The sequence below is a fragment of the Nocardioides perillae genome (assembly GCF_013409425.1).
GTDB classification, from domain to species: domain Bacteria; phylum Actinomycetota; class Actinomycetes; order Propionibacteriales; family Nocardioidaceae; genus Nocardioides; species Nocardioides perillae.
Map to the genome: position 1 here is coordinate 915,455 of NZ_JACCAC010000001.1, position 18,619 is coordinate 934,073.

Genomic DNA, 18,619 nt, shown 5'->3' on the forward strand with positions numbered 1-18,619 from the left:
AACCCCGAGGAGGCGTCCCGGGGATGACCCGCATCGCGCTGCTGTCCACCTCCGACACCGACCTGCTGTCGGCCCGCGCGAGCGGGGCCGACTGGGTGCTGGCCAACCCCGGCCGCCCCGGCCACCAGTCGATGGCCGAGGTGATCGAGGGCTGCGACCTCGTCGTCGGCCGGATCCTGGGCTCGCCGGCCGACCTGTGCTCCGGCTTCGCCCGCGTCCGCGCCACCGGCGTGCCGGTCGTGGTGCTCGGCGGCGAGCAGGTGCCGAGCGCGGAGCTGATGGAGCTCTCGACGGTCCCCGCCGGGGTCGCGGCCGAGGCGCACCGCTACCTCGCCGAGGGCGGCCCCGCCAACCTCGCCCAGCTGCACGCCTTCCTCTCCGACACCGTCCTGCTGACCGGCGAGGGTTTCGAGCCCCCGGCGGTGCTGCCGGAGTGGGGCTGCGCCGAGCGGCCCGCCCCGACCGCGGAGCAGGCCGCCCTCCCGCGCATCGGCGTGCTCTACTACCGCGCCCACGAGGCCAGCGGCAACACCGCCTTCGCGCACGCGCTGGCCGACGCGGTCGACGCGACGGGCGAGGCCGTCGGGGTGCCGATCTTCGCCGGGTCGCTGCGCAGCGCGCCCGACGCGCTCTACGACGCCTTCCGCACCCTCGACGCCCTCGTCGTGACCGTGCTCGCCGCGGGCGGAACCACCCCCGCCGGGGCGAGCGCGGGCGGCGACGACGAGGCCTGGGACGTCGAGCGCATGGCGGCCCTCGACATCCCCGTGCTGCAGGGCCTGTGCCTGACCAGCAGCCGCGCCGAGTGGGAAGCCTCCGACGATGGCGTGACCCCGCTCGACTCGGCCAGCCAGGTGGCGATCCCGGAGTTCGACGGCCGCATCATCACCGCGCCGTTCTCCTTCAAGGAGGTCGACGAGGACGGCCTCCCGCACTACGTCGCCGACCCCGAGCGCTGTGCCCGGGTGGCCGGCATCGCCGTGGGCCACGCCCGGCTGCGCCGCACGCCGGCCGCCGAGCGCAAGGTCGCGCTCGTGCTGTCCGCCTACCCCACCAAGCACTCCCGCGTCGGCAACGCGGTCGGGCTCGACACCCCCGCCTCGGCCGTGCGGCTGCTGCGCCGCATGGCGGAGGCCGGCTACGACCTCGGGGAGGGCGGGCCGGTGCACGAGGCACTCGCCCACGACGACCTCACCGAGGCCGGCGACGCGCTGATCCACGCCCTCATCGCCGCCGGCGGCCAGGACGAGGAGTGGCTCACCACCGCCCAGCTCACCGAGAGCCACGTGCGGATCGCGGCCGACGACTACCGGCGGTGGCTCGCCGACCTGCCCGCGGCGCTGGTGGACGACGTGGTCGAGACGTGGGGCGAGGCACCGGGCAGCCTCTTCGTGAACGACGAGCAGGAGATCGTGCTGGCCACGCTGCGCTCCGGCAACGTCGTGCTGCTGATCCAGCCGCCGCGCGGTTTCGGGGAGAACCCGGTCGCGATCTACCACGATCCCGACATGGCCCCCAGCCACCACTACCTCGCGGCCTACCGCTGGCTCGAGCGCTCGTTCGGCGCCCACGCCGTGGTCCACCTCGGCAAGCACGGGTCCCTGGAGTGGCTGCCGGGCAAGAACGCCGCGCTGTCGGCCGCCTGCGCCACCGACGCCGCGATCGGCAGCATGCCCCTGGTCTACCCCTTCCTCGTCAACGACCCCGGCGAGGGCGCCCAGGCCAAGCGCCGCGCCCACGCCACGATCGTCGACCACCTCGTGCCGCCGATGGCGCGCGCGGAGGCCTACGGCGACATGGCGCGCCTCGAGCAGCTGCTCGACGAGCACGCCAACATCGCTGCCATGGACCCGGCGAAGCTGCCGGCGGTCCGCGCGGAGATCTGGACGCTCATGCACGCCGCGGAGATGCACCGCGACCTCGGCCTCGACGAGCGGCCCGACGACGAGGAGTTCGACGACTTCCTGCTGCACGTCGACGGCTGGCTGTGCGAGGTCAAGGACGCCCAGATCCGCGACGGCCTGCACGTGCTCGGGGCCCCGCCCGAGGGTGAGGCGCGGGTCAACCTCGTGCTGGCGATCCTGCGGGCGAGCCAGGTCTGGGCCGGCGACGTGGGCGCGGTCCCCGGCCTGCGCACCGCGCTCGGCCTCAAGGAGGGCGCCGAGCGCGTCGGTGCCGTCGACGAGGTCGAGGAGCGGGCCCGGGCGCTGGTCGTCGCGATGGAGGCTGCCGGGTGGGACCCGCAGGCGGCCGAGGAGCTGCACGACGACGAGGAGGTACGCCGCGTCCTGCGGTTCGCCGCCACCCAGGTCGTGCCGCGCCTCGCCCGCACCACCGACGAGCTCGACCACGTGCTCCACGCGCTCGACGGCGGCTTCGTCCCGGCAGGACCCTCAGGGTCGCCGCTGCGCGGGCTCGTCAACGTGCTGCCGACCGGGCGCAACTTCTACACCGTCGACCCCCGCGCGGTGCCGTCCCGCCTGGCCTGGGACACCGGGGTGGCGATGGCCGACTCGCTGCTCCAGCGCTACCTCGAGGAGACCGGCGCCTACCCCGCCTCGGTGGGCCTCAGCGTGTGGGGCACCTCCGCGATGCGCACCTCGGGCGACGACGTGGCCGAGGTGCTCGCGCTGCTCGGTGTGCGACCGGTGTGGGACGAGGCCTCGCGCCGGGTCCACGACCTCGAGGTGGTCCCGCTCGAGGAGCTCGGCCGCCCGCGCGTCGACGTGACGGTGCGCATCTCCGGCTTCTTCCGCGACGCCTTCCCCCACGTGCTGGCGATGCTCGACGACGCGGTGCGGCTGGTCGCCGGGCTCGACGAGCCCGACGAGCAGAACTTCGTCGCCGCCCACGCCCGCGCCGACCTCGCCGCCCACGGCGACGAGCGCCGGGCCACGACGCGCATCTTCGGCTCGAAGCCCGGGTCCTACGGTGCGGGCATCCTGCAGGTGGTCGAGTCGGGCACCTGGCGCGACGACGCCGACCTGGCCGAGGTCTACACCGCGTGGGGCGGCTTCGCCTACGGCCGCGACCTCGACGGAGCGCCGGCCGCCGACGACATGCGCACCAACTACCGCCGCATCACGGTGGCGGCCAAGAACGTCGACACCCGCGAGCACGACATCGCCGACTCCGACGACTACTTCCAGTACCACGGCGGCATGGTCGCCACGGTCCGCGCGCTCACCGGCAGCGACCCGCGCGCCTACGTCGGCGACTCGACCACCCCCGACTCCGTGCGCACCCGCACGCTGCAGGAGGAGACCAACCGGGTCTTCCGCGCCCGGGTGGTCAACCCGCGCTGGATCGCCGCGATGCAGCGCCACGGCTACAAGGGCGCCTTCGAGCTGGCCGCGACCGTCGACTACCTCTTCGGCTTCGACGCCACGACGGGCGTCGTCCACGACTGGATGTACGAGGCCCTCGCGCAGGAGTACGTGCTCGACGAGGCCAACCAGGCCTTCATGCGCACCTCCAACCCGTGGGCGCTGCGCGGCATCGTCGAGCGGCTGCACGAGGCCGCCGACCGCGGGCTGTGGGCCGAGCCCGACCCGGCGACGGTCGCGGCGATGCAGCAGGTCTACCTCGAGCTCGAGGGCGACCTCGAGGACCGTGGCTGAGCGCCACGTCCGGGTCGTCGGCGTGGGTCCGGGCGGCGCCGACCAGGTGACGCTCGAGGCGCTGGCCGCGCTGCGCGCCTGCGACTACCTCGTGGTGGCCGACAAGCCCCAGCGGGGCGGTGCGCCCGACCCGCTGGTCGAGGCGCGCGAGCGGCTGCTCGACCGGCACCTCGGTGACGCCCGGCCGCCGCTCGTGCGGGTGGTGGACCCGCCGCGCGACCGGACGGCGCGCGGCACCGCCACGCCCGCCGACTACGAGCGGGCCGTCGAGGCATGGCACGACGCCCGCGCCGCGGCGTACGCCGAGGCGATCGCCGCGCACGCCGGTGACCCGGGCTTCCTGGTCTGGGGCGACCCCGCGTTCTACGACTCGACGATCCGGGTCCTCGAGCGGGTCGCGGCGCAGCTGCCGCTGCGGGTCACGGTGGTGCCGGGGGTCTCGAGCGTGCAGCTGCTCGCCGCACGCCACGGCCTCGTGCTGCACGACGTCGGCCGGCCGGTGCACGTGACGACCGGGCGGGCCGTGCTCGCCGCGGTCGACGCCGGGCAGACCAACCTCGTCGTGATGCTCAACCGCGACCTGGCGCCGCTCGCCGACCTGCGGGTCGCCGACTGGCAGGTGTGGTGGGGCGGCAACCTCGGCACCGCGTCCGAGCGGCTGGTCGCCGGCCGGGTCGGCGACGTGCTCGACGCGCTCGACCGCGCGCGGGTCGCCTGCCGCGAGGAGACCGGGTGGGTGATGGACGCCTTCGTGCTCCGTGCGCCGGTGCCCGCGCTCAGCTGAGCCGCGGCGCCAGCACCATCAGCGGCAGCGCCGCCAGGGCGAGCACGAAGCACAGCCCGCCCAGCACCTTCTTGTCCGAGCGCAGCAGCACGACGCCTGCTGCCAACGCCACGAGGCCGATCAGCCCCCAGTACCTCGGGTCCACGCGGCCATTCCTACCAGGCCGCGGCCGAGGGGCGCGGCGTCAGACCCCGGCGGGCGACGGCTCGACGTCGGGGGTGGTGCCCGGGTCCTCGCCGGGCCCGGGAGGTGCGGGCGGCGTGGGCACGCCGGCGGGGTCGCCGCTCGGGACGACCTCGGGGTCGGGCGTGGGCTCGAGGGGTGTGGTGGTCATGGGAGCAGCGGTACCCGGCGGGGCGCGGTCGCACACGCCGCGCCCCACCGGGGTCGGGGCTCAGACCTCCCGGCGGGTCTCCACGACGTCGGTGCGTCGGCGGTTGTTGTTCATCGTGATCGCGGCCAGCACGAGGGCGACGATGCCGACGCCGGTGCAGATCCAGCCGACCATGGTGAGGTCGACGCCGGGCACGGCGTCCTGGACGGCGAGCGCGAGGATGAGGCCGATCGCGACGAGGGCGATGCCGATTCCGTATCCCACGGCGGAGCTCCTTCTTGTTGGGGGGTCCCGAGAGGGGATCCCGGTCCTGATACCCACTTCCGCCGCGTCTGAGTCCTCGCGTGACCAGCGCCGCACGCCGCCGCGGCACTGAGGCAGAGTTGAGCGGAACAGACTCAACTCTGCGCGCGTTGTGCCCGGTGCGCGGCAGACTGGGCCGCGCCCGGCACGACACAGGGGAGACGCACGACATGAGCCAGTTCGGTCCCGACACCTTCACCACCCGCGCCCGCGAGGCGATCGAGGCCGCCCAGCTGAGCGCGACCGCGGCGGGCCACGCCGCCACCGAGCCCGTCCACCTGCTGCTGGCGCTGCTCGACGACGCCGGCGGCACCGCCCGCACGCTCGTCGACCGCTGCGGCGCCGACGGCGCCGTGCTGGCCGCGCAGGCCAAGGCGGCCGTCGACGGGCTGCCGAAGGCCAGCGGCCAGACGGTGCAGCACCCCGGCGCCACGGCCAACCTCACCCGCGTGCTCGCCGGCAGCATGGACCTCGCGCGCGGCATGCAGGACGACTACGTCGCCACCGAGCACCTGCTGGTCTCGCTCGCGACCGTCGAGTCCAGCGCCCAGCGCATCCTCGCGACCGCCGGCCTCACCCCGGCCGGGCTGCGCGAGGCGCTCGAGGCCGTCCGCGGTGGGCGGCGCGTGACCAGCCAGGCCGCGGAGGCCTCCTACGAGAGCCTGGAGAAGTTCTCCGTCGACCTCACCGCGCAGGCCCGCGAGGGCCGGCTCGACCCGGTCATCGGGCGCGACGCCGAGATCCGACGGGTCGTGCAGGTGCTCAGCCGCCGCACGAAGAACAACCCCGTGCTGATCGGCGAGCCGGGCGTCGGCAAGACCGCCGTCGTCGAGGGCCTCGCCCAGCGCGTCGTCGCCGGCGACGTGCCCGACAGCCTGAAGGGCCGCCGGGTGCTCAGCCTGGACCTGGCCGCGATGCTCGCCGGCGCGAAGTACCGCGGCGAGTTCGAGGAGCGGCTCAAGGCCGTGCTGGAGGAGGTCAAGCAGGCCGAGGGCCAGGTGATCACGTTCATCGACGAGCTGCACACGGTCGTCGGCGCGGGCGCCGGCGGCGACTCCGCGATGGACGCCGGCAACATGCTCAAGCCGATGCTCGCGCGCGGTGAGCTGCACATGATCGGCGCGACGACCCTCGACGAGTACCGCGAGCGCATCGAGTCCGACCCCGCCCTGGAGCGCCGCTTCCAGCAGGTCTTCGTCGGCGAGCCGAGCGTCGAGGACACCATCCAGATCCTGCGCGGCATCCAGGAGAAGTACGAGGCGCACCACGGCGTGCGCATCACCGACGCCGCGCTGGTCGCGGCCGCGACGCTGAGCGACCGCTACATCACCGGTCGCCAGCTGCCCGACAAGGCCATCGACCTCGTCGACGAGGCGGCGAGCCGGCTACGCATGGAGATCGAGTCCTCGCCGGAGGAGATCGACCAGCTGCGCCGCTCGGTCGACCGGCTCAAGATGGAGGAGTTCGCGCTCGCCAAGGAGACCGACGAGGGTTCGCGCGAGCGGCTGGAGCGGCTGCGCGCCGACCTCGCCGACGCCGAGGAGGAGCTGCGCGGGCTCGAGGCGCGCTGGGAGCGCGAGAAGGCCTCGCTCGAGGGCGAGGGCGAGCTGCGCCGCCAGCTCGACCAGCTGCGCATCGAGGCCGACCGGCTGCAGCGCGAGGGCGACCTCGGCGCGGCCAGCGAGATCCTCTACGGCCGCATCCCGGAGCTGGAGAAGCAGATCGCCGGGCAGGCCGGCGCGTCCGCGGACACCGCGGACCTCGAGCCGCTCGTCGGTGAGGAGGTGGGCGCCGAGCAGATCGCCGACGTCGTGGAGGCGTGGACCGGCATCCCGACCGGGCGGCTGCTGCAGGGCGAGACGGCCAAGCTGCTCGAGATGGAGCAGGTGATCGGGCGCCGGCTCATCGGCCAGCGCGAGGCGGTGACCGCGGTGAGCGACGCCGTACGCCGCTCCCGGGCGGGCATCGCCGACCCCGACCGACCGACGGGCTCCTTCCTCTTCCTCGGCCCCACCGGCACGGGCAAGACCGAGCTCGCCAAGGCGCTCGCCGACTTCCTCTTCGACGACGACCGGGCGATCGTGCGCATCGACATGAGCGAGTACGCCGAGAAGCACAGCGTCGCGCGCCTCGTCGGGGCCCCTCCGGGCTACGTCGGCTACGACGAGGGCGGCCAGCTCACCGAGGCCGTGCGGCGCCGGCCCTACTCCGTCGTGCTGCTCGACGAGGTCGAGAAGGCCCACCCGGAGGTCTTCGACATCCTGCTGCAGGTGCTCGACGACGGCCGCCTGACCGACGGCCAGGGCCGCACGGTCGACTTCCGCAACACGATCCTGGTGCTCACCAGCAACCTCGGCTCGCAGCACCTCGTCGACCCGCTGCTCGACCCCGCGGCCCGCCGCGAGCAGGTGATGGCGGTGGTGCGCGGCGCCTTCAAGCCGGAGTTCCTCAACCGGCTCGACGAGGTCGTGCTCTTCGAGGCGCTCACCAAGGAGGAGCTGACCCGCATCGTCGACCTGCAGCTGGCCCTGCTCGAGCAGCGGCTGGCCGTGCGCCGGATCTCGGTGGAGGTCACCGACGCGGCGAAGACGTGGCTGGCCGACACGGGCTACGACCCGGCCTACGGCGCGCGCCCCCTGCGCCGCCTCGTGCAGCAGGCCATCGGCGACCCGCTCGCCCGCCTGCTGATCAGCGGCGAGGTCGGCGACGGCGGAGCGGTGCGCGTCGACCGTGACGACGACGGTGCGACCAGCGGCCTGCGCGTGGTGCCGGCCTGACGGACACGGCCCGCGGGAGCCGCCGACCGGCGCCGGGTCGCCCCCGGCGCCGGTTGGCGGCGCGTGGTGCAATGAGCCGGTGAGCAGCAAGGACGCGCCCGCCCGCCCGCCCCAGGCCTCGGCAGCGGGGTGGGCGCTGGTCGTGGGCGGCGCCTTCGTCGTGCTCAGCGCCTTCGAGTCGGTCTCCTCGCTGCGCTCGCTCGAGAGCCGCGAGCAGGTCGAGGAGATGCTGGCGGAGCCGCCGGCCTCCGGGCTCGGGCTCGGCGTGGAGGGCGTGCTCGACCTCATGCACGCGCTGACCCTCGTGACGGGCGCCTGCGCCGCGGCCATCGCCGTGCTGGGCTGGCAGGTGCTGCAGCGCAACCGCCAGGCGCGGGTCGCGGTCTCCGCGCTCGCGGTGCCGCTGCTCATTGCCGGCACCGTCGTCGGCGGCCTGGTCGCCGTCGTCGTCGCGACGGCCGCTGCCCTGCTGTGGGTGCAGCCGACGCGCGCGTGGTTCGACGGGGTCGAGGCGCCGCCGCGCCGCGGCCTCGAGCCGCCGCGACGCCGGCCGCCGCACCCGCTGCCGCGGCAGGAGGCACGACCTGGCGCCACCACCGACGGCCCGGCAGACCGGGGCACCCCGGCCGACCCCGGCGCCCCGGCCGCGGAGCAGCGCCCGCTCGCCCCCGTGGGTGCCCCGGGGCCCGGGGAGTCGGCTGCCGGCGGGCCGCGTGCCTACGACGGCTTCGGCTCCGTCCGCGCGAGTGCACCCGTCGACCACGGTGCCGCCCACCCCGGCCCACACCCCGGCCCCGCGGGGCCGAGCGGCCAGCAGCAGCCGTGGGGCGCGCCGTACGCCCCCTGGCCCGGTCGCGACGAGCCGCGCCGTCCCGCCGCGGTCACGGTCGCGTGCGTGCTGACCTGGGTGACGACGGCGGTGGTCGGGCTGCTGACCGGCATCAGCCTGGTCGCCCTCGCGCTCGCGCCCGACCTGCTGGTGGAGTCGGCGCTGGAGCAGCAGCCCGGCTTGCTCGACGGCGGCGTGTCCCGCGAGCAGCTGCTGAGCGGCCTGTGGGTGCTCGGCGGGCTCACGGTGGCCTGGTGCGTGGCGGCCGCCGTGGTCGCCGGCTTCGCCTTCCGCGGCGACCGGTGGGCACGCGGTGCCCTGCTGGCCAGCGCCGTGCTGGCGACCGTCCTCAGCCTGCTGTCGAGCCCGGGCGCCCCGGCCATGGTGGTCCCGATGCTCGCCGGGTCGGTCGTCGTGGCCTGCCTGCTGCGCTCGGAGTCGCGCGCGTTCTTCCGCCGCGACGTGGTTCGATGACCCCATGAGCGAGCAGCACCCGCCCCACCAGCCCGGTCCGCCGCAGGGCCCCTCGCGGGGTGGGCCGGAGGGCCCGCAGCAGGGCCCGCAGCAGGGCCCGCAGCAGGGGCAGGCCCCGGGCTACGCGGCGGGTGGGTTCGGCGCCCAGCCCTACCCCTCGGCGTACGCCGCGCCGCGCGACCCCGACCAGCGGCCCGCGACCGTGGTGGCCGCCGCGGTGACGACCTTCGTCTTCGCCGGGCTCGCGCTGCTGCTCTTCGGCCTCGGCCTCGTCGGGATGCTCGCGGCGCGCGGCCAGGTGCTCGACGCGATCGTGGAGGAGCCGGGCTTCGCCGGCACCGGCATCGACGTCGAGGACGCCTACGGCCTGGTCGTCGCGGTGCTGGGCGTCTTCGCGCTGTGGTGCGTCGTCGCGATCGTGCTCGCCGCGCTCGCCCTGCGCCGCTCGCAGGCCGGCCGCATCGGTCTGGTGGTCTCGGCGTCGCTGAGCGCGCTGGTGTGCCTGGTCGGCATCACCTCGGTCGTCACGGTGCTGCCGCTGGCGGCCTCGATCGCCACCATCGTGTGCCTCTTCGCCGGCGGCGCCGGCGACTGGTACGCCCGCCGCTCCGCCCCCCACGGCGGCTACGGCGCGCCCGGCGGGCAGGGGGGCTGGCAGCAGCAGCCGCACGACCCGCAGCAGTGGTCGCAGCAGTACGGCGGCGCGCCGCAGGGCTACGGCTACCCCGGCTACCCGTCGTACCCGGCCCAGGCCCCGCAGCAGCAGTCGTCGCAGCAGCCGCAGCAGCAGCAGCAGGGCCAGGCCGGGGGTGCGTCCGGGCCCGACGACGACCGGCCCGTGCAGCGTCCCTGGGGCTGACCGGCTCCGCACTTGTGGGCCAAGTCCTGCACTTGTGCCCCGAGTTCTCGGGCCACCAGTGCAGGAGTCACCGGTCGACCGGTGACTCCGACAGGGCCCCGGGCCTACGCCCGCAGCTCGGCCGCCGCGAGCCGCCGCACGCCCTCGGTGACGACGGCGTCGGTCTTGCAGAAGGCCCAGCGGACGAGGTGGTCGCCCGCGGGGGAGTCGTGGAAGCCCTGGGTCGGGATCGCGACCACGCCGGCGCGCTCGGGCAGGGCGAGGCAGAAGGCGAGCCCGTCGTCCCAGCCGAGGTGGGAGACGTCGGTGGTGGCGAAGTAGGTGCCCTCGGGCACCCGCGGCTCGAGGCCGGCGGCCGCCAACCCCTCGCACAGCAGGTCGCGGCGTCGCTGGAGGTCGACCGCGAGGCGCCGCGGCCACTCCCACTCGGCGTCGAGGGCGTGCGCGACCGCCGGCTGCAGGGGAGCGCCGGAGGTGAAGGTCAGCCACTGCTTCGCCGCGAGCAGCGCGGAGACGAGGTGGGCGGGGCCGGTCGCCCAGCCGACCTTCCACCCCGTGAGCGACCACGACTTGCCGACGCTGGAGAGGGTGAGCACCCGCTCGCGCATCCCCGGCAGTGTCGCGAGCGGCACGTGCCGGTGGCCGTCGAAGACCAGGTGCTCGTAGACCTCGTCGGTGACGACGAGCAGGGCGTGGCGCCGCACGACCTCGGCGACCGCCTCCAGCTCCGCCCGCGTCAGCACCGTGCCGGTGGGGTTGTGCGGGGTGTTGAGCAGCAGCAGCCGGGTGCGGGGGGTGACGGCAGCCTCGAGCGCGGCGGCGTCGAGCCGGAAGTCGGGCGCCCGCAGCGTCACGCCGCGCCGCACGCCGCCCGCGACCTGCACCATGGCGGCGTAGGAGTCGTACCACGGCTCGAGCAGCAGCACCTCGTCACCCGGGTCGACCAGCGCGAGCAGCGCCGCGGCGACGCCCTCGGTCGCCCCGGTGGTCACGCAGACCTCCGTCGCGGGGTCGAGGTCGATCCCGTGGTGACGCTGCTGGTGGCGCGCGACGGCCTCCCGCAGCTCGGGCACGCCGGTGCCGGGGGCGTACTGGTTGCGCCCCTCGCGCAGTGCCGCGGCCGCCCGCTCGAGCACGGAGGCCGGGCCGTCCTCGTCGGGGAAGCCCTGTCCGAGGTTGACCGCGCCGGTGCGCTGGGCCAGCGCCGACATCTGCGTGAAGACCGTCGGGGGGATGCCCTGGAGCCGCTGGGCGAGCACGTCCGCTGCCATGGGGCCACCGTAGGCTGTCGGCCGTGACTGCGACCGACCCCGACCTCGCCCGCGACATCGACGCCACGTGCCGGCTGACCGGCGAGTTCACGCTCCGCTCGGGCCAGGTCGCGACCGAGTACTTCGACAAGTACCTCTTCGAGGCCGACCCGCTGCTGCTGGCGCGGGTGGCGCGGGAGGTGGTCAACCTGCTGCCGCACGACACCGAGCTGCTCGGTGGTCTCGAGCTCGGCGGCGTCCCGATCGCCACCTCGGTCAGCGGCATCACCGGCACGCCCGCGCTCTTCGTGCGCAAGCAGGCGAAGGAGTACGGCACCTGCAAGCTCGCCGAGGGCCCGCCCGTCGAGGGCCGCCGCGTCACGCTCATCGAGGACGTCGTCACCACCGGCGGCGCGGTGCGCGACGCGACGCGCGCCCTGCGCGAGGCGGGCGCGGTGGTCGAGGTCGTCGTCTGCGCCATCGACCGCAGCCCGGGCGAGGAGAACCCCCTCGCCGACGTCGGTCTCGAGCTCCGCTCGGTGCTCACCAAGGCCGACCTCGACGCCGCGCGCGCCGCCCTCTGATGCGCCTCGCCCTCACGTCGTACGCCGCGTCCGGCGGGTCGGGCGAGGAGCTCACCGGCGTCGCGGGCTGGGCGGCCGACGTGATGGAGGCGCTCGGCCCGGTGGGCGCCGGCGTCCTGATCTTCCTCGAGAACCTCTTCCCGCCGCTGCCCAGCGAGCTGATCCTGCCGCTGGCCGGCTTCACCGCGGGCCAGGGCCGCTTCGGCCTGGCGCCGGTGCTGGTGTGGACGACGGCCGGGTCCGTGCTGGGCGCGCTGCTGCTCTACGGCATCGGCGCCGCCCTCGGGCGCGACCGCGTCCACGCGCTGTGGGACCGGCTGCCCCTGGTGGACGAGCGCGACCTCGAGCGCACCGAGGCGTGGTTCGAGCGCCACGGCCGCAAGGCGGTCTTCCTCGGCCGCATGCTGCCGATCTTCCGCAGCCTGATCTCGGTGCCGGCGGGCGTCGAGCGGATGCCGCTGCTGGTCTTCCTGGTGCTCACGACCGCGGGCAGCGCGATCTGGAACACCGTCTTCGTGCTCGCGGGCTATTGGCTCGGAGACCGCTACACCCAGGCGGAGTCCGTGGCCGGCTACGTCCAGTACGCCGTGGTCGCCGCCGTCGCGCTCGGCGTCGCGTGGTTCGCCGTCCGGCGCATCCGCTCCATCCGCGCCGCCCGCCACACCGGGCCCACGGAGCGGTGAGTGCCCCGCGCTCGGCCCGCGACCCTCAGGAGTTCGTGATCGTGGTGTCGGCGCGCCCCGAGCCGGGCTCGTCGTCGCCCGGCGTCTGGTGGTACGTCTCGCGCGTGCCCGACGGGTCGTCGGTGCGCTCGTCGGACTCCTCGAGGATCGCCTCGGCCTGCGCCTCCGGGTCGGCCGCGCCGACCCGCGCCTCCTCGGCGACCGACCCCGCCCGCTCGTGGGCGCGCTCCTCGTCGCGGTGCTCGTCGTGCTCGTCGCGCTCGGTGCGGCCGGCCGCGTCCTGCTGCTCGCTCATGCCGGGGGCGGTACCCACCCCGAGCCGCCGGAGGCGCCCGTGCGCGCGGTGACCTACGACGCCTACGCCGCGGTGCCGGTCGTGGCAGACCTGCCCGACCCCGTCTGCCCGGCCGACGGGGTCGTCGTGCGCGTCGGCGCGACCGGCGTCTGCCGCTCCGACTGGCACGCCTGGCAGGGCCACGACCCGGTGCCGCTGCCGATGGTGCCCGGCCACGAGCTCGCCGGCACGGTCGTCGAGGTGGGTGCCGACGTGACCCGCTGGCGCGGCGGGGAGCGGGTCACCGCGCCCTTCGTCTGCGGCTGCGGGCGCTGCGAGCACTGCCGCGCCGGCGAGGCACAGGTGTGCCCCGACCAGCAGCAGCCCGGCTTCACCTACCCCGGCTCCTTCGCCGAGCTCGTCGTCGTGCCGGCCGCCGACCTCAACCTCGTGGCGCTGCCCGACGAGGTCGACCTGGTGGCCGCGGCGACGCTCGGCTGCCGCTACGCCACGGCGTACCGCGCCCTGACCGCCCACGGCCAGGTCGCCGCCGGGCAGTGGGTCGCGGTGCACGGGTGCGGCGGGGTCGGGCTCTCGGCCCTGCAGCTGGCGCGTGCCCTCGGCGCCCGCGTCGTGGCGCTCGACCCGAGCCCCGACGCCCTCGAGCTGGCCGGCGCGCTGGGCGCCGAGGTGCTGCTCGACCCGAGCGTGGTCGACGCGGCCGCGGCGGTGCGCGAGGCGACCTCCGGCGGCGCCCACGTGTCGCTCGACGCGGTGGGCCACAGCGCGACCGCGGTCGCGTCGGTCACCTGCCTGCGGCGCCGGGGGCGCCACGTGCAGGTCGGGCTGCTCCTCGGCGCACACGCGACGCCCCCGCTGCCGATGGGCCCGGTCGTCGCGCACGAGCTGTCGGTGCACGGCTCGCACGGCATGGCCGCGGCCGACTACCCGGGGCTGCTGGCCCTGGTCGCTCAGGGGGCGGTCGACCCCGGCGCGCTCGTCGGGAGGGTGGTTGGGCTGGACGAGGCGCCCGCGGCGCTGGTCGCGATGGGCGACCCGGCGCGCGGGGCCGGGATCACCGTCGTCGTGCCCTGACCCGCGACGGCCACCGCCGCCCGACGACCGCGCCACCACTCCCACACCAGCGGGAGCGCGAAGAAGGCCATGACGACCAGCAGCGCCAGCTCGAGGTTGTCGCCGAGCCCTGGCACCGAGGCGCCGAGGAAGAAGCCCAGCGCGGTGATCGAGACGACCCACAGCACCGCGCCGACGAAGCTCCACAGCAGGTAACGCGCCCGGTCCATCCGGGTCGCGCCGGCCACGACGGTGACGAAGGTGCGCACGAAGGCGACGAAGCGGCCGCCGACCAGCGCCGCCGAGCCGTGCCGGTCGAAGAACTCCTCGGTGCGCTCGAGGTGGCGGCGCTTGAGCAGGCGTCGGTCGCGCTCGTAGAGCCGTGGGCCGACGGCGCGGCCGATCTCGTAGCCGACGACGTTGCCGCCGAAGGCCGCGGCGACCATGAGCAGCAGTGCCACGGCGAGCTCGCCGCCCGGCCCGAAGGGCGTGACGTCGACGTCGCCGGTCGCGATGAACAGGCCGATGCCGAAGAGCAGGGTGTCGCCGGGCAGGAACGGGAAGAGCAGGCCGCACTCCACGAAGATCACCGCGAGCCCCACCCAGAAGAGCGCCGCGCCGAAGACGTCGAGCCAGTAGCCCAGCTCCATCCACTCGAGCCCGAGCAGCAAGGGGTCGAGGAGCGCCACGTCCGCCAGCGTACGCGCCGCGGCGCAGCCGGTCCGGACCATTTCTGTGGCGACTAGGTTGCCGTTCCGTGGACGACGAGCGAGCGCCGTACGACCCGATGCCGCACGGGGTGCCCGAGGTGGGGGTCGGGCCGTGGCCGGGCGGGCCCGCGGCCTGGCCCGACGACCCCCGCTACGACCCGGTGCTGCTGGCCGAGGGCGACCGCCGCAACGTCGTCGACCGCTACCGCTACTGGCGCCTGGAGGCGATCGTCGCCGACCTCGACACCCGCCGGCACGGCTTCCACGTCGCGATCGAGAACTGGCAGCACGACTTCAACATCGGCACGGTGGTGCGCACCGCCAACGCCTTCCTCGCCGCCGAGGTGCACATCGTGGGCAACCGGCGGTGGAACCGGCGCGGGGCGATGGTCACCGACCGCTACCAGCACGTCCGGCACCACGCCGACGTGCCGGCGCTCGCGGCCTACCTCCGCGGCCTGCCCGGCGGGCCCGTGCCGCTGCTCGGGATCGACAACCTGCCCGGGTCGCTGCCGCTCGAGACCGCCACCGTCCCCGCCCGGGTGTGCTTCCTCTTCGGCCAGGAGGGGCCCGGCCTGTCGGGGCGGGCGCGGGAGGTCTGCGACGGCACCTTCTCGATCGCGCAGTTCGGCTCGACCCGCTCCATCAACGCCTCGGCGGCCGCGGCGATCGCGATGCACGCGTGGGTGCGTGCGCACGCCGACCTCGGCGGCGACGCGGCCTGGCGCGGCTGACTACGGTGTGGCTGTGAGCCAGACCGCACCCGAGCCGATGACCCTGTCCGAGTCCGTGCACGTCGCCGCGCCGCCGGAGGCCGTCTGGGCCCTGGTGACCGACGTCGGCCGCACCGGCGAGTGGAGCTCGGTGTGCACCGCCTGCGAGTGGGACGACCCTGCCGTCGTGGCCGACGGGCCGGTGGTCGGCGCGACGTTCACCGGGCACAACACCTCGGGCGAGCGCTCGTGGGACACGACCTGCACGGTGACCGCCGCCGACGCGCCGCGCGAGTTCCGCTGGGAGGTCAACGGCGGCCTGGTGCGCTGGGGCTACGTGCTCACCCCCGAGGGCGACGGCACCACGCTGCGCGAGGACTGGGAGTTCACGACCGCGGGCCAGGAGTTCTTCCACGACAAGTACGCCGAGCACGCCCCGCGGGTCATCGCGCAGCGGGCGGAGGAGGCCCGCACCGGCGTGCCGGAGACCCTCGCGACCCTGAAGCGCCTGGCCGAGGCGTCGGTCGCCGCGCCGTAGGTCGGAGGGCTAGGCGCGTGCGGCGCGCACGTCGCGCAGCAGCCGGCGGTGCACCAGGGCCGTGAGCGTCTCGCGCGCCGGCAGGTCGACGAGCAGGTACGCCGCGCCGACGAGGCCGCGGGGCGCGAGGTGCACGGTGGTGGTCACCGTGCTCGTGCCCGGCCGCGGCCCGGCGGTGACCTCGACGGTGAGGGTGACGCGGCCGGGTGCGCGCACGCGGGCGACCAGCTCGAGACGTCCGGGGGCGGTGCCGCCGGTCGTGGTGCTCGGGGCGTCGGCCGCCGTGACGGTCCAGAAGCCGGCGTCGTCGCCGGCGGCGAGCAGGGGGCGCCCCGGCGGCGGCGCGTCGGCCCCGGTGCCGCCCACGAGCCGGTCGACCCCGGCGCGGAAGACGAACGGTGCGGCGTCGACGTACCACTGGTCGCGGTCCTCGCCGCTGGCCACGACGCGCCAGGCGGCCGCCGGCTCGACGGGGGCGGTGCTGCTGCGGCGGCTGGAGGTCGACGACACGAGACGACGCTAGCCCGGGCGGGTCGCGGGGCGACCCACCCGGGCCAGCGGGGGTGAAGCGGGTGGTGCGGGGCGCTGCGGGGGTGGTGCGGGGTGCTGCGGGGTGGGTCAGCGGCGGCAGGTCGCCAGGTTCAGCGCCTTGGTCTGTCCACGGTCGATCAGCACCGAGGTGCGGCCGAGGACCTTGCCGCCGCGCGAGCAGGTGAGCGTGTAGCGCTCGACCTTGCCCTTGGTGCGCTTCGTGACGGAGTCGAAGAGCGCCGCGGTGAGGTCGTAGGTGGGGGTCACCGAGGCGTAGTTGACGACCCGCAGGACATAGGTGCCCGGCGCGGCGTCGACGATCTGGGCGGACTCGACCGTGGCCGGGGCGTTGCCCGAGCCGCCGACCTCCTCCAGCTCACCGCTGGCCGTCTTGCGGTAGATCTCGAGGTCGAGGTCGTCCGGGGTGGCCCAGGTCAGGTCGACCTTGAGCAGGTCGGCCGTCGCCGGCACGGTGAACTCGTGGTCGGCAGTGCCGACGACCGGCGTGGTGGGGCCGCCGACGAAGGTCTGGCTCTTGTAGGGCGCGTCGTCGTAGGCCTGGAAGGTGCGCGGCCGGACGACGGGCCGGGTGGAGGGGTTCACGACCCAGCTGAAGCGGCCGCTGCGCGGCACCGTGATCGAGGAGCTGACGCCGTCGGCGAAGCTGTCCTCCCAGGTGGGCGTGCGGAACTTCTTGCTCAGCGTGAGCACGGTGCCCTTCGGCAGCTTCTGCTTGGCGCGCAGGGTGCCGTGGAAGCGGGTGTCGACGGTGTGCTCGAGGGCGATGAGGTAGGCCTCGCGGTTGCCCTTGCCGGCGTACTTGCCGGTGCCGCGGTAGAAGCCGACGACCTGCTCGAAGGGAGGGTGGAACTCGTCGGGGCCGATCTCGAAGGTGTAGCCGTAGCCGCCGGTGGCGTTGTAGGACCAGTCCTCGGTGGTGCCGGTGGTGTCGTAGAGCTCCCAGCCGTGGATGTTGCGGTAGCCGTTCTGGTCGGTCATCCGCTTGCCGAGGCGCTTGAGGCCCTCCTCGTCGGGGGCGTTGCCGACCGGGATGCCGTCGGGGGCGATGGTGGTCGGGTTCACGCCGTTGGGGCGCAGCACGAGGTTCGAGAACGTGTGGTTGCTGATCATCATCGTGACCTGGCGGCCGGCGATGAGGTCGCGCACGTTCTGCGTCTCCGGCTCGGAGAAGGGCGCCGCGCCGCGGTAGGTCGGGTCGGGCAGGCCGGCGACGCGGTCGCTGCTCGGGTCGGGCAGGGTGCCGGCCGCGCCGGGGCCGCCCCAGAAGCCGCCGTAGTTGCGGTTGAGGTCGGTGCCGAGGCCGAAGCCGCCGTTGCTGTTCAGCGTGAGGCGGCACGAGCCGTCGGGGGTGTCCTGGCCGTCGACGATGCGGCAGTTCTTGCGCTTGTAGGCCTGGCCGGGGGTGCCGAGGATGGTCACCGTGCCGCCGTTGTCGACCTCGCGGAGGTCGACGGCTGCGCCGTCGGTGCGGGAGAGCTCGAAGCCGTCCACGTTGACGACGGGCACCACGACGACGCGGGCGCGGTCGAGGAGGCGGGTGATGCGTCGGTTCTTGCCGTAGCTCTGCACCAGGTCGGTCGCGAACTCCATCGCGAGCTCGGCCGAGGGCCACTCGCGGGCGTGGTGGGCGCCCATCAGCACCATGGTGGGGCGACCGGTCGAGGGGCGGCGCACGTCGCTGCCGATCTCGACGCCGTAGATGGTGCGGCCGTCCAGGCTGGGGCGCGGCATCGCGAACTTCTTGACCAGGGTGCGCTTCTTCGCGAGCTCGTCCATGTCGGCGTTGTAGTCGGCCAGCGTGCGGTAGCTGGTGCGGCCCGAGGGGAGCGCGGACCTGAGGCCGAGCTCGGCCATCTCCGCGGCGTACTCCGCGTTGGCGCGGTTGTTCTGCGCCTCGCGCAGCAGCATGTCCTCGATCTCGACGTCGTAGGTGAAGCCGCCCGCGGTGAGCGCGACCAGGTCGAGGGGGCTGTGCACGACGACCTCGACGTAGTCGTGGCCGGCGTGCTCGGTGAGGTCGAGGCCGAGCTTGGACAGCCGGGTCTTGGCCGCGCGGGTGGGGGTGTCCACCTTGAGCAGCTGGGGGTGGAAGACGTCGGCGGTGCCCACGGTGCCCTGGGCGCTGGTCAGCGCGCCGGGCACGGCGAGGGCGGAGACGCCGAGGGCGAGGGCCGCGATCCCGGAGGCGGCCAGGGTGCGCAACCGGCGGGGACGGGTGGTGCGGAGGGGGGTCATGACGGGCTCCTGGGGGTGGGGTCGTG

At 75.0% G+C, this 18,619-nt stretch carries 17 protein-coding genes and 1 pseudogene; 10 read left to right on the top strand and 8 right to left on the bottom strand.

The genetic code is table 11. From position 1 onward, the window contains the following. Positions 1–23: 23 nt before the first annotated feature. Together cobN and cobF are read left to right on the top strand one after the other, a co-directional pair. Positions 24–3,620: a cobaltochelatase subunit CobN gene (gene cobN / locus BJ989_RS04245; RefSeq protein WP_179517134.1), complete on the top strand. Its 3,597-nt coding sequence runs from the start codon at positions 24–26 to the stop codon at positions 3,618–3,620. After that, positions 3,613–4,404 (top strand): precorrin-6A synthase (deacetylating), encoded by a 792-nt coding sequence (gene cobF, locus BJ989_RS04250; protein WP_179517135.1) that lies wholly within the window; start codon positions 3,613–3,615, stop codon positions 4,402–4,404. Before cobN ends, cobF begins: the two co-directional genes overlap by 8 nt. Here the strand turns inward: cobF and BJ989_RS04255 are convergent. Genes BJ989_RS04255 through BJ989_RS18605 form a run of 3 tightly spaced genes read right to left on the bottom strand, consistent with a single transcriptional unit; the run spans position 4,397 to position 5,002 of the window. Next, complete coding sequence (locus BJ989_RS04255; protein ID WP_179517136.1) at positions 4,397–4,549, bottom strand: hypothetical protein; 153 nt, start codon at positions 4,547–4,549, stop codon at positions 4,397–4,399. The genes cobF and BJ989_RS04255 overlap by 8 nt on opposite strands. 39 nt (positions 4,550–4,588) lie before the next feature. Further along, positions 4,589–4,738 (bottom strand): hypothetical protein, encoded by a 150-nt coding sequence (locus BJ989_RS04260; protein WP_179517137.1) that lies wholly within the window; start codon positions 4,736–4,738, stop codon positions 4,589–4,591. Between the two features lie 60 nt (positions 4,739–4,798). Next, positions 4,799–5,002 (bottom strand): DUF6458 family protein, encoded by a 204-nt coding sequence (locus tag BJ989_RS18605; protein ID WP_179517138.1) that lies wholly within the window; start codon positions 5,000–5,002, stop codon positions 4,799–4,801. Between the two features lie 209 nt (positions 5,003–5,211). On the opposite strand from BJ989_RS18605, the gene clpB reads away from it, so the two are divergent. From clpB to BJ989_RS04280, 3 genes are all read left to right on the top strand, one after another. Further along, positions 5,212–7,818, top strand: a complete 2,607-nt coding sequence (gene clpB / locus BJ989_RS04270; RefSeq protein WP_179517139.1) for an ATP-dependent chaperone ClpB — start codon at positions 5,212–5,214, stop codon at positions 7,816–7,818. 79 nt (positions 7,819–7,897) lie between these two features. Further along, positions 7,898–9,121 (top strand): hypothetical protein, encoded by a 1,224-nt coding sequence (locus BJ989_RS04275; protein WP_179517140.1) that lies wholly within the window; start codon positions 7,898–7,900, stop codon positions 9,119–9,121. A 4-nt stretch (positions 9,122–9,125) separates the two neighbouring features. Further along, entirely contained in the window at positions 9,126–9,980 is an 855-nt protein-coding gene (locus BJ989_RS04280; protein ID WP_179517141.1) for a hypothetical protein, read from the top strand. A 104-nt stretch (positions 9,981–10,084) separates the two neighbouring features. Here the strand turns inward: BJ989_RS04280 and BJ989_RS04285 are convergent, their stop codons facing one another. Next, positions 10,085–11,251 (bottom strand): pyridoxal phosphate-dependent aminotransferase, encoded by a 1,167-nt coding sequence (locus BJ989_RS04285; protein ID WP_179517142.1) that lies wholly within the window; start codon positions 11,249–11,251, stop codon positions 10,085–10,087. 23 nt (positions 11,252–11,274) lie between these two features. Here BJ989_RS04285 and pyrE point away from each other — a divergent pair, with 23 nt between their 5' ends. After that, on the top strand, positions 11,275–11,814 hold the full coding sequence (pyrE, locus tag BJ989_RS04290) for an orotate phosphoribosyltransferase (RefSeq protein WP_343049085.1): 540 nt from the start codon (positions 11,275–11,277) through the stop codon (positions 11,812–11,814). After that, complete coding sequence (locus tag BJ989_RS04295; protein WP_179517143.1) at positions 11,814–12,497, top strand: DedA family protein; 684 nt, start codon at positions 11,814–11,816, stop codon at positions 12,495–12,497. The genes pyrE and BJ989_RS04295 overlap by 1 nt, the downstream gene beginning before the upstream one ends. Positions 12,498–12,522: 25 nt before the next feature. On the opposite strand, the gene BJ989_RS04300 is transcribed toward BJ989_RS04295, so the two are convergent. Further along, the gene (locus BJ989_RS04300; protein WP_179517144.1) at positions 12,523–12,792 is read right to left on the bottom strand and encodes a hypothetical protein; all 270 of its coding nucleotides are present in this window, start codon (positions 12,790–12,792) and stop codon (positions 12,523–12,525) included. Positions 12,793–12,831: 39 nt separating this feature from the next. On the opposite strand from BJ989_RS04300, the gene BJ989_RS04305 reads away from it, so the two are divergent. Further along, a complete protein-coding gene (locus tag BJ989_RS04305) occupies positions 12,832–13,866 on the top strand; it encodes a zinc-binding dehydrogenase (RefSeq protein ID WP_179517145.1) in 1,035 nt (344 codons plus the stop codon). A gap of 194 nt (positions 13,867–14,060) precedes the next feature. On the opposite strand, the pseudogene BJ989_RS17475 reads toward BJ989_RS04305, so the two are convergent. Beyond that, positions 14,061–14,576: pseudogene (locus BJ989_RS17475) on the bottom strand (DedA family protein); the annotation flags it as partial. Positions 14,577–14,632: 56 nt separating this feature from the next. Between BJ989_RS17475 and BJ989_RS04315 the strand changes: the two are divergent. Further along, on the top strand, positions 14,633–15,289 hold the full coding sequence (locus tag BJ989_RS04315) for a TrmH family RNA methyltransferase (protein ID WP_179519369.1): 657 nt from the start codon (positions 14,633–14,635) through the stop codon (positions 15,287–15,289). Between the two features lie 13 nt (positions 15,290–15,302). Continuing rightward, positions 15,303–15,806, top strand: coding sequence for an SRPBCC family protein (locus BJ989_RS04320; RefSeq protein ID WP_218848717.1), 504 nt, complete (start codon positions 15,303–15,305; stop codon positions 15,804–15,806). Positions 15,807–15,815: 9 nt separating this feature from the next. Here BJ989_RS04320 and BJ989_RS04325 read toward each other — a convergent pair whose 3' ends face one another. Continuing rightward, positions 15,816–16,316, bottom strand: coding sequence for a DUF2867 domain-containing protein (locus BJ989_RS04325; protein WP_179517146.1), 501 nt, complete (start codon positions 16,314–16,316; stop codon positions 15,816–15,818). Between the two features lie 108 nt (positions 16,317–16,424). Further along, a complete protein-coding gene (locus tag BJ989_RS04330; RefSeq protein ID WP_179517147.1) occupies positions 16,425–18,593 on the bottom strand; it encodes a M14 family zinc carboxypeptidase in 2,169 nt (722 codons plus the stop codon). Positions 18,594–18,619: the final 26 nt, after the last annotated feature.

Coding starts and splice junctions, on each gene's coding strand:
- BJ989_RS04295 (WP_179517143.1), top strand. CDS start 11,814: ATGCGCCTCGCCCTCACGTCGTACGCCGCGTCCGGCGGGTCGGGCGAG.
- BJ989_RS04300 (WP_179517144.1), bottom strand. CDS start 12,792: ATGAGCGAGCAGCAGGACGCGGCCGGCCGCACCGAGCGCGACGAGCAC.
- BJ989_RS04260 (WP_179517137.1), bottom strand. CDS start 4,738: ATGACCACCACACCCCTCGAGCCCACGCCCGACCCCGAGGTCGTCCCG.
- BJ989_RS04280 (WP_179517141.1), top strand. CDS start 9,126: ATGAGCGAGCAGCACCCGCCCCACCAGCCCGGTCCGCCGCAGGGCCCC.
- BJ989_RS04285 (WP_179517142.1), bottom strand. CDS start 11,251: ATGGCAGCGGACGTGCTCGCCCAGCGGCTCCAGGGCATCCCCCCGACG.
- cobN (WP_179517134.1), top strand. CDS start 24: ATGACCCGCATCGCGCTGCTGTCCACCTCCGACACCGACCTGCTGTCG.
- BJ989_RS04330 (WP_179517147.1), bottom strand. CDS start 18,593: ATGACCCCCCTCCGCACCACCCGTCCCCGCCGGTTGCGCACCCTGGCC.
- BJ989_RS04315 (WP_179519369.1), top strand. CDS start 14,633: ATGCCGCACGGGGTGCCCGAGGTGGGGGTCGGGCCGTGGCCGGGCGGG.
- clpB (WP_179517139.1), top strand. CDS start 5,212: ATGAGCCAGTTCGGTCCCGACACCTTCACCACCCGCGCCCGCGAGGCG.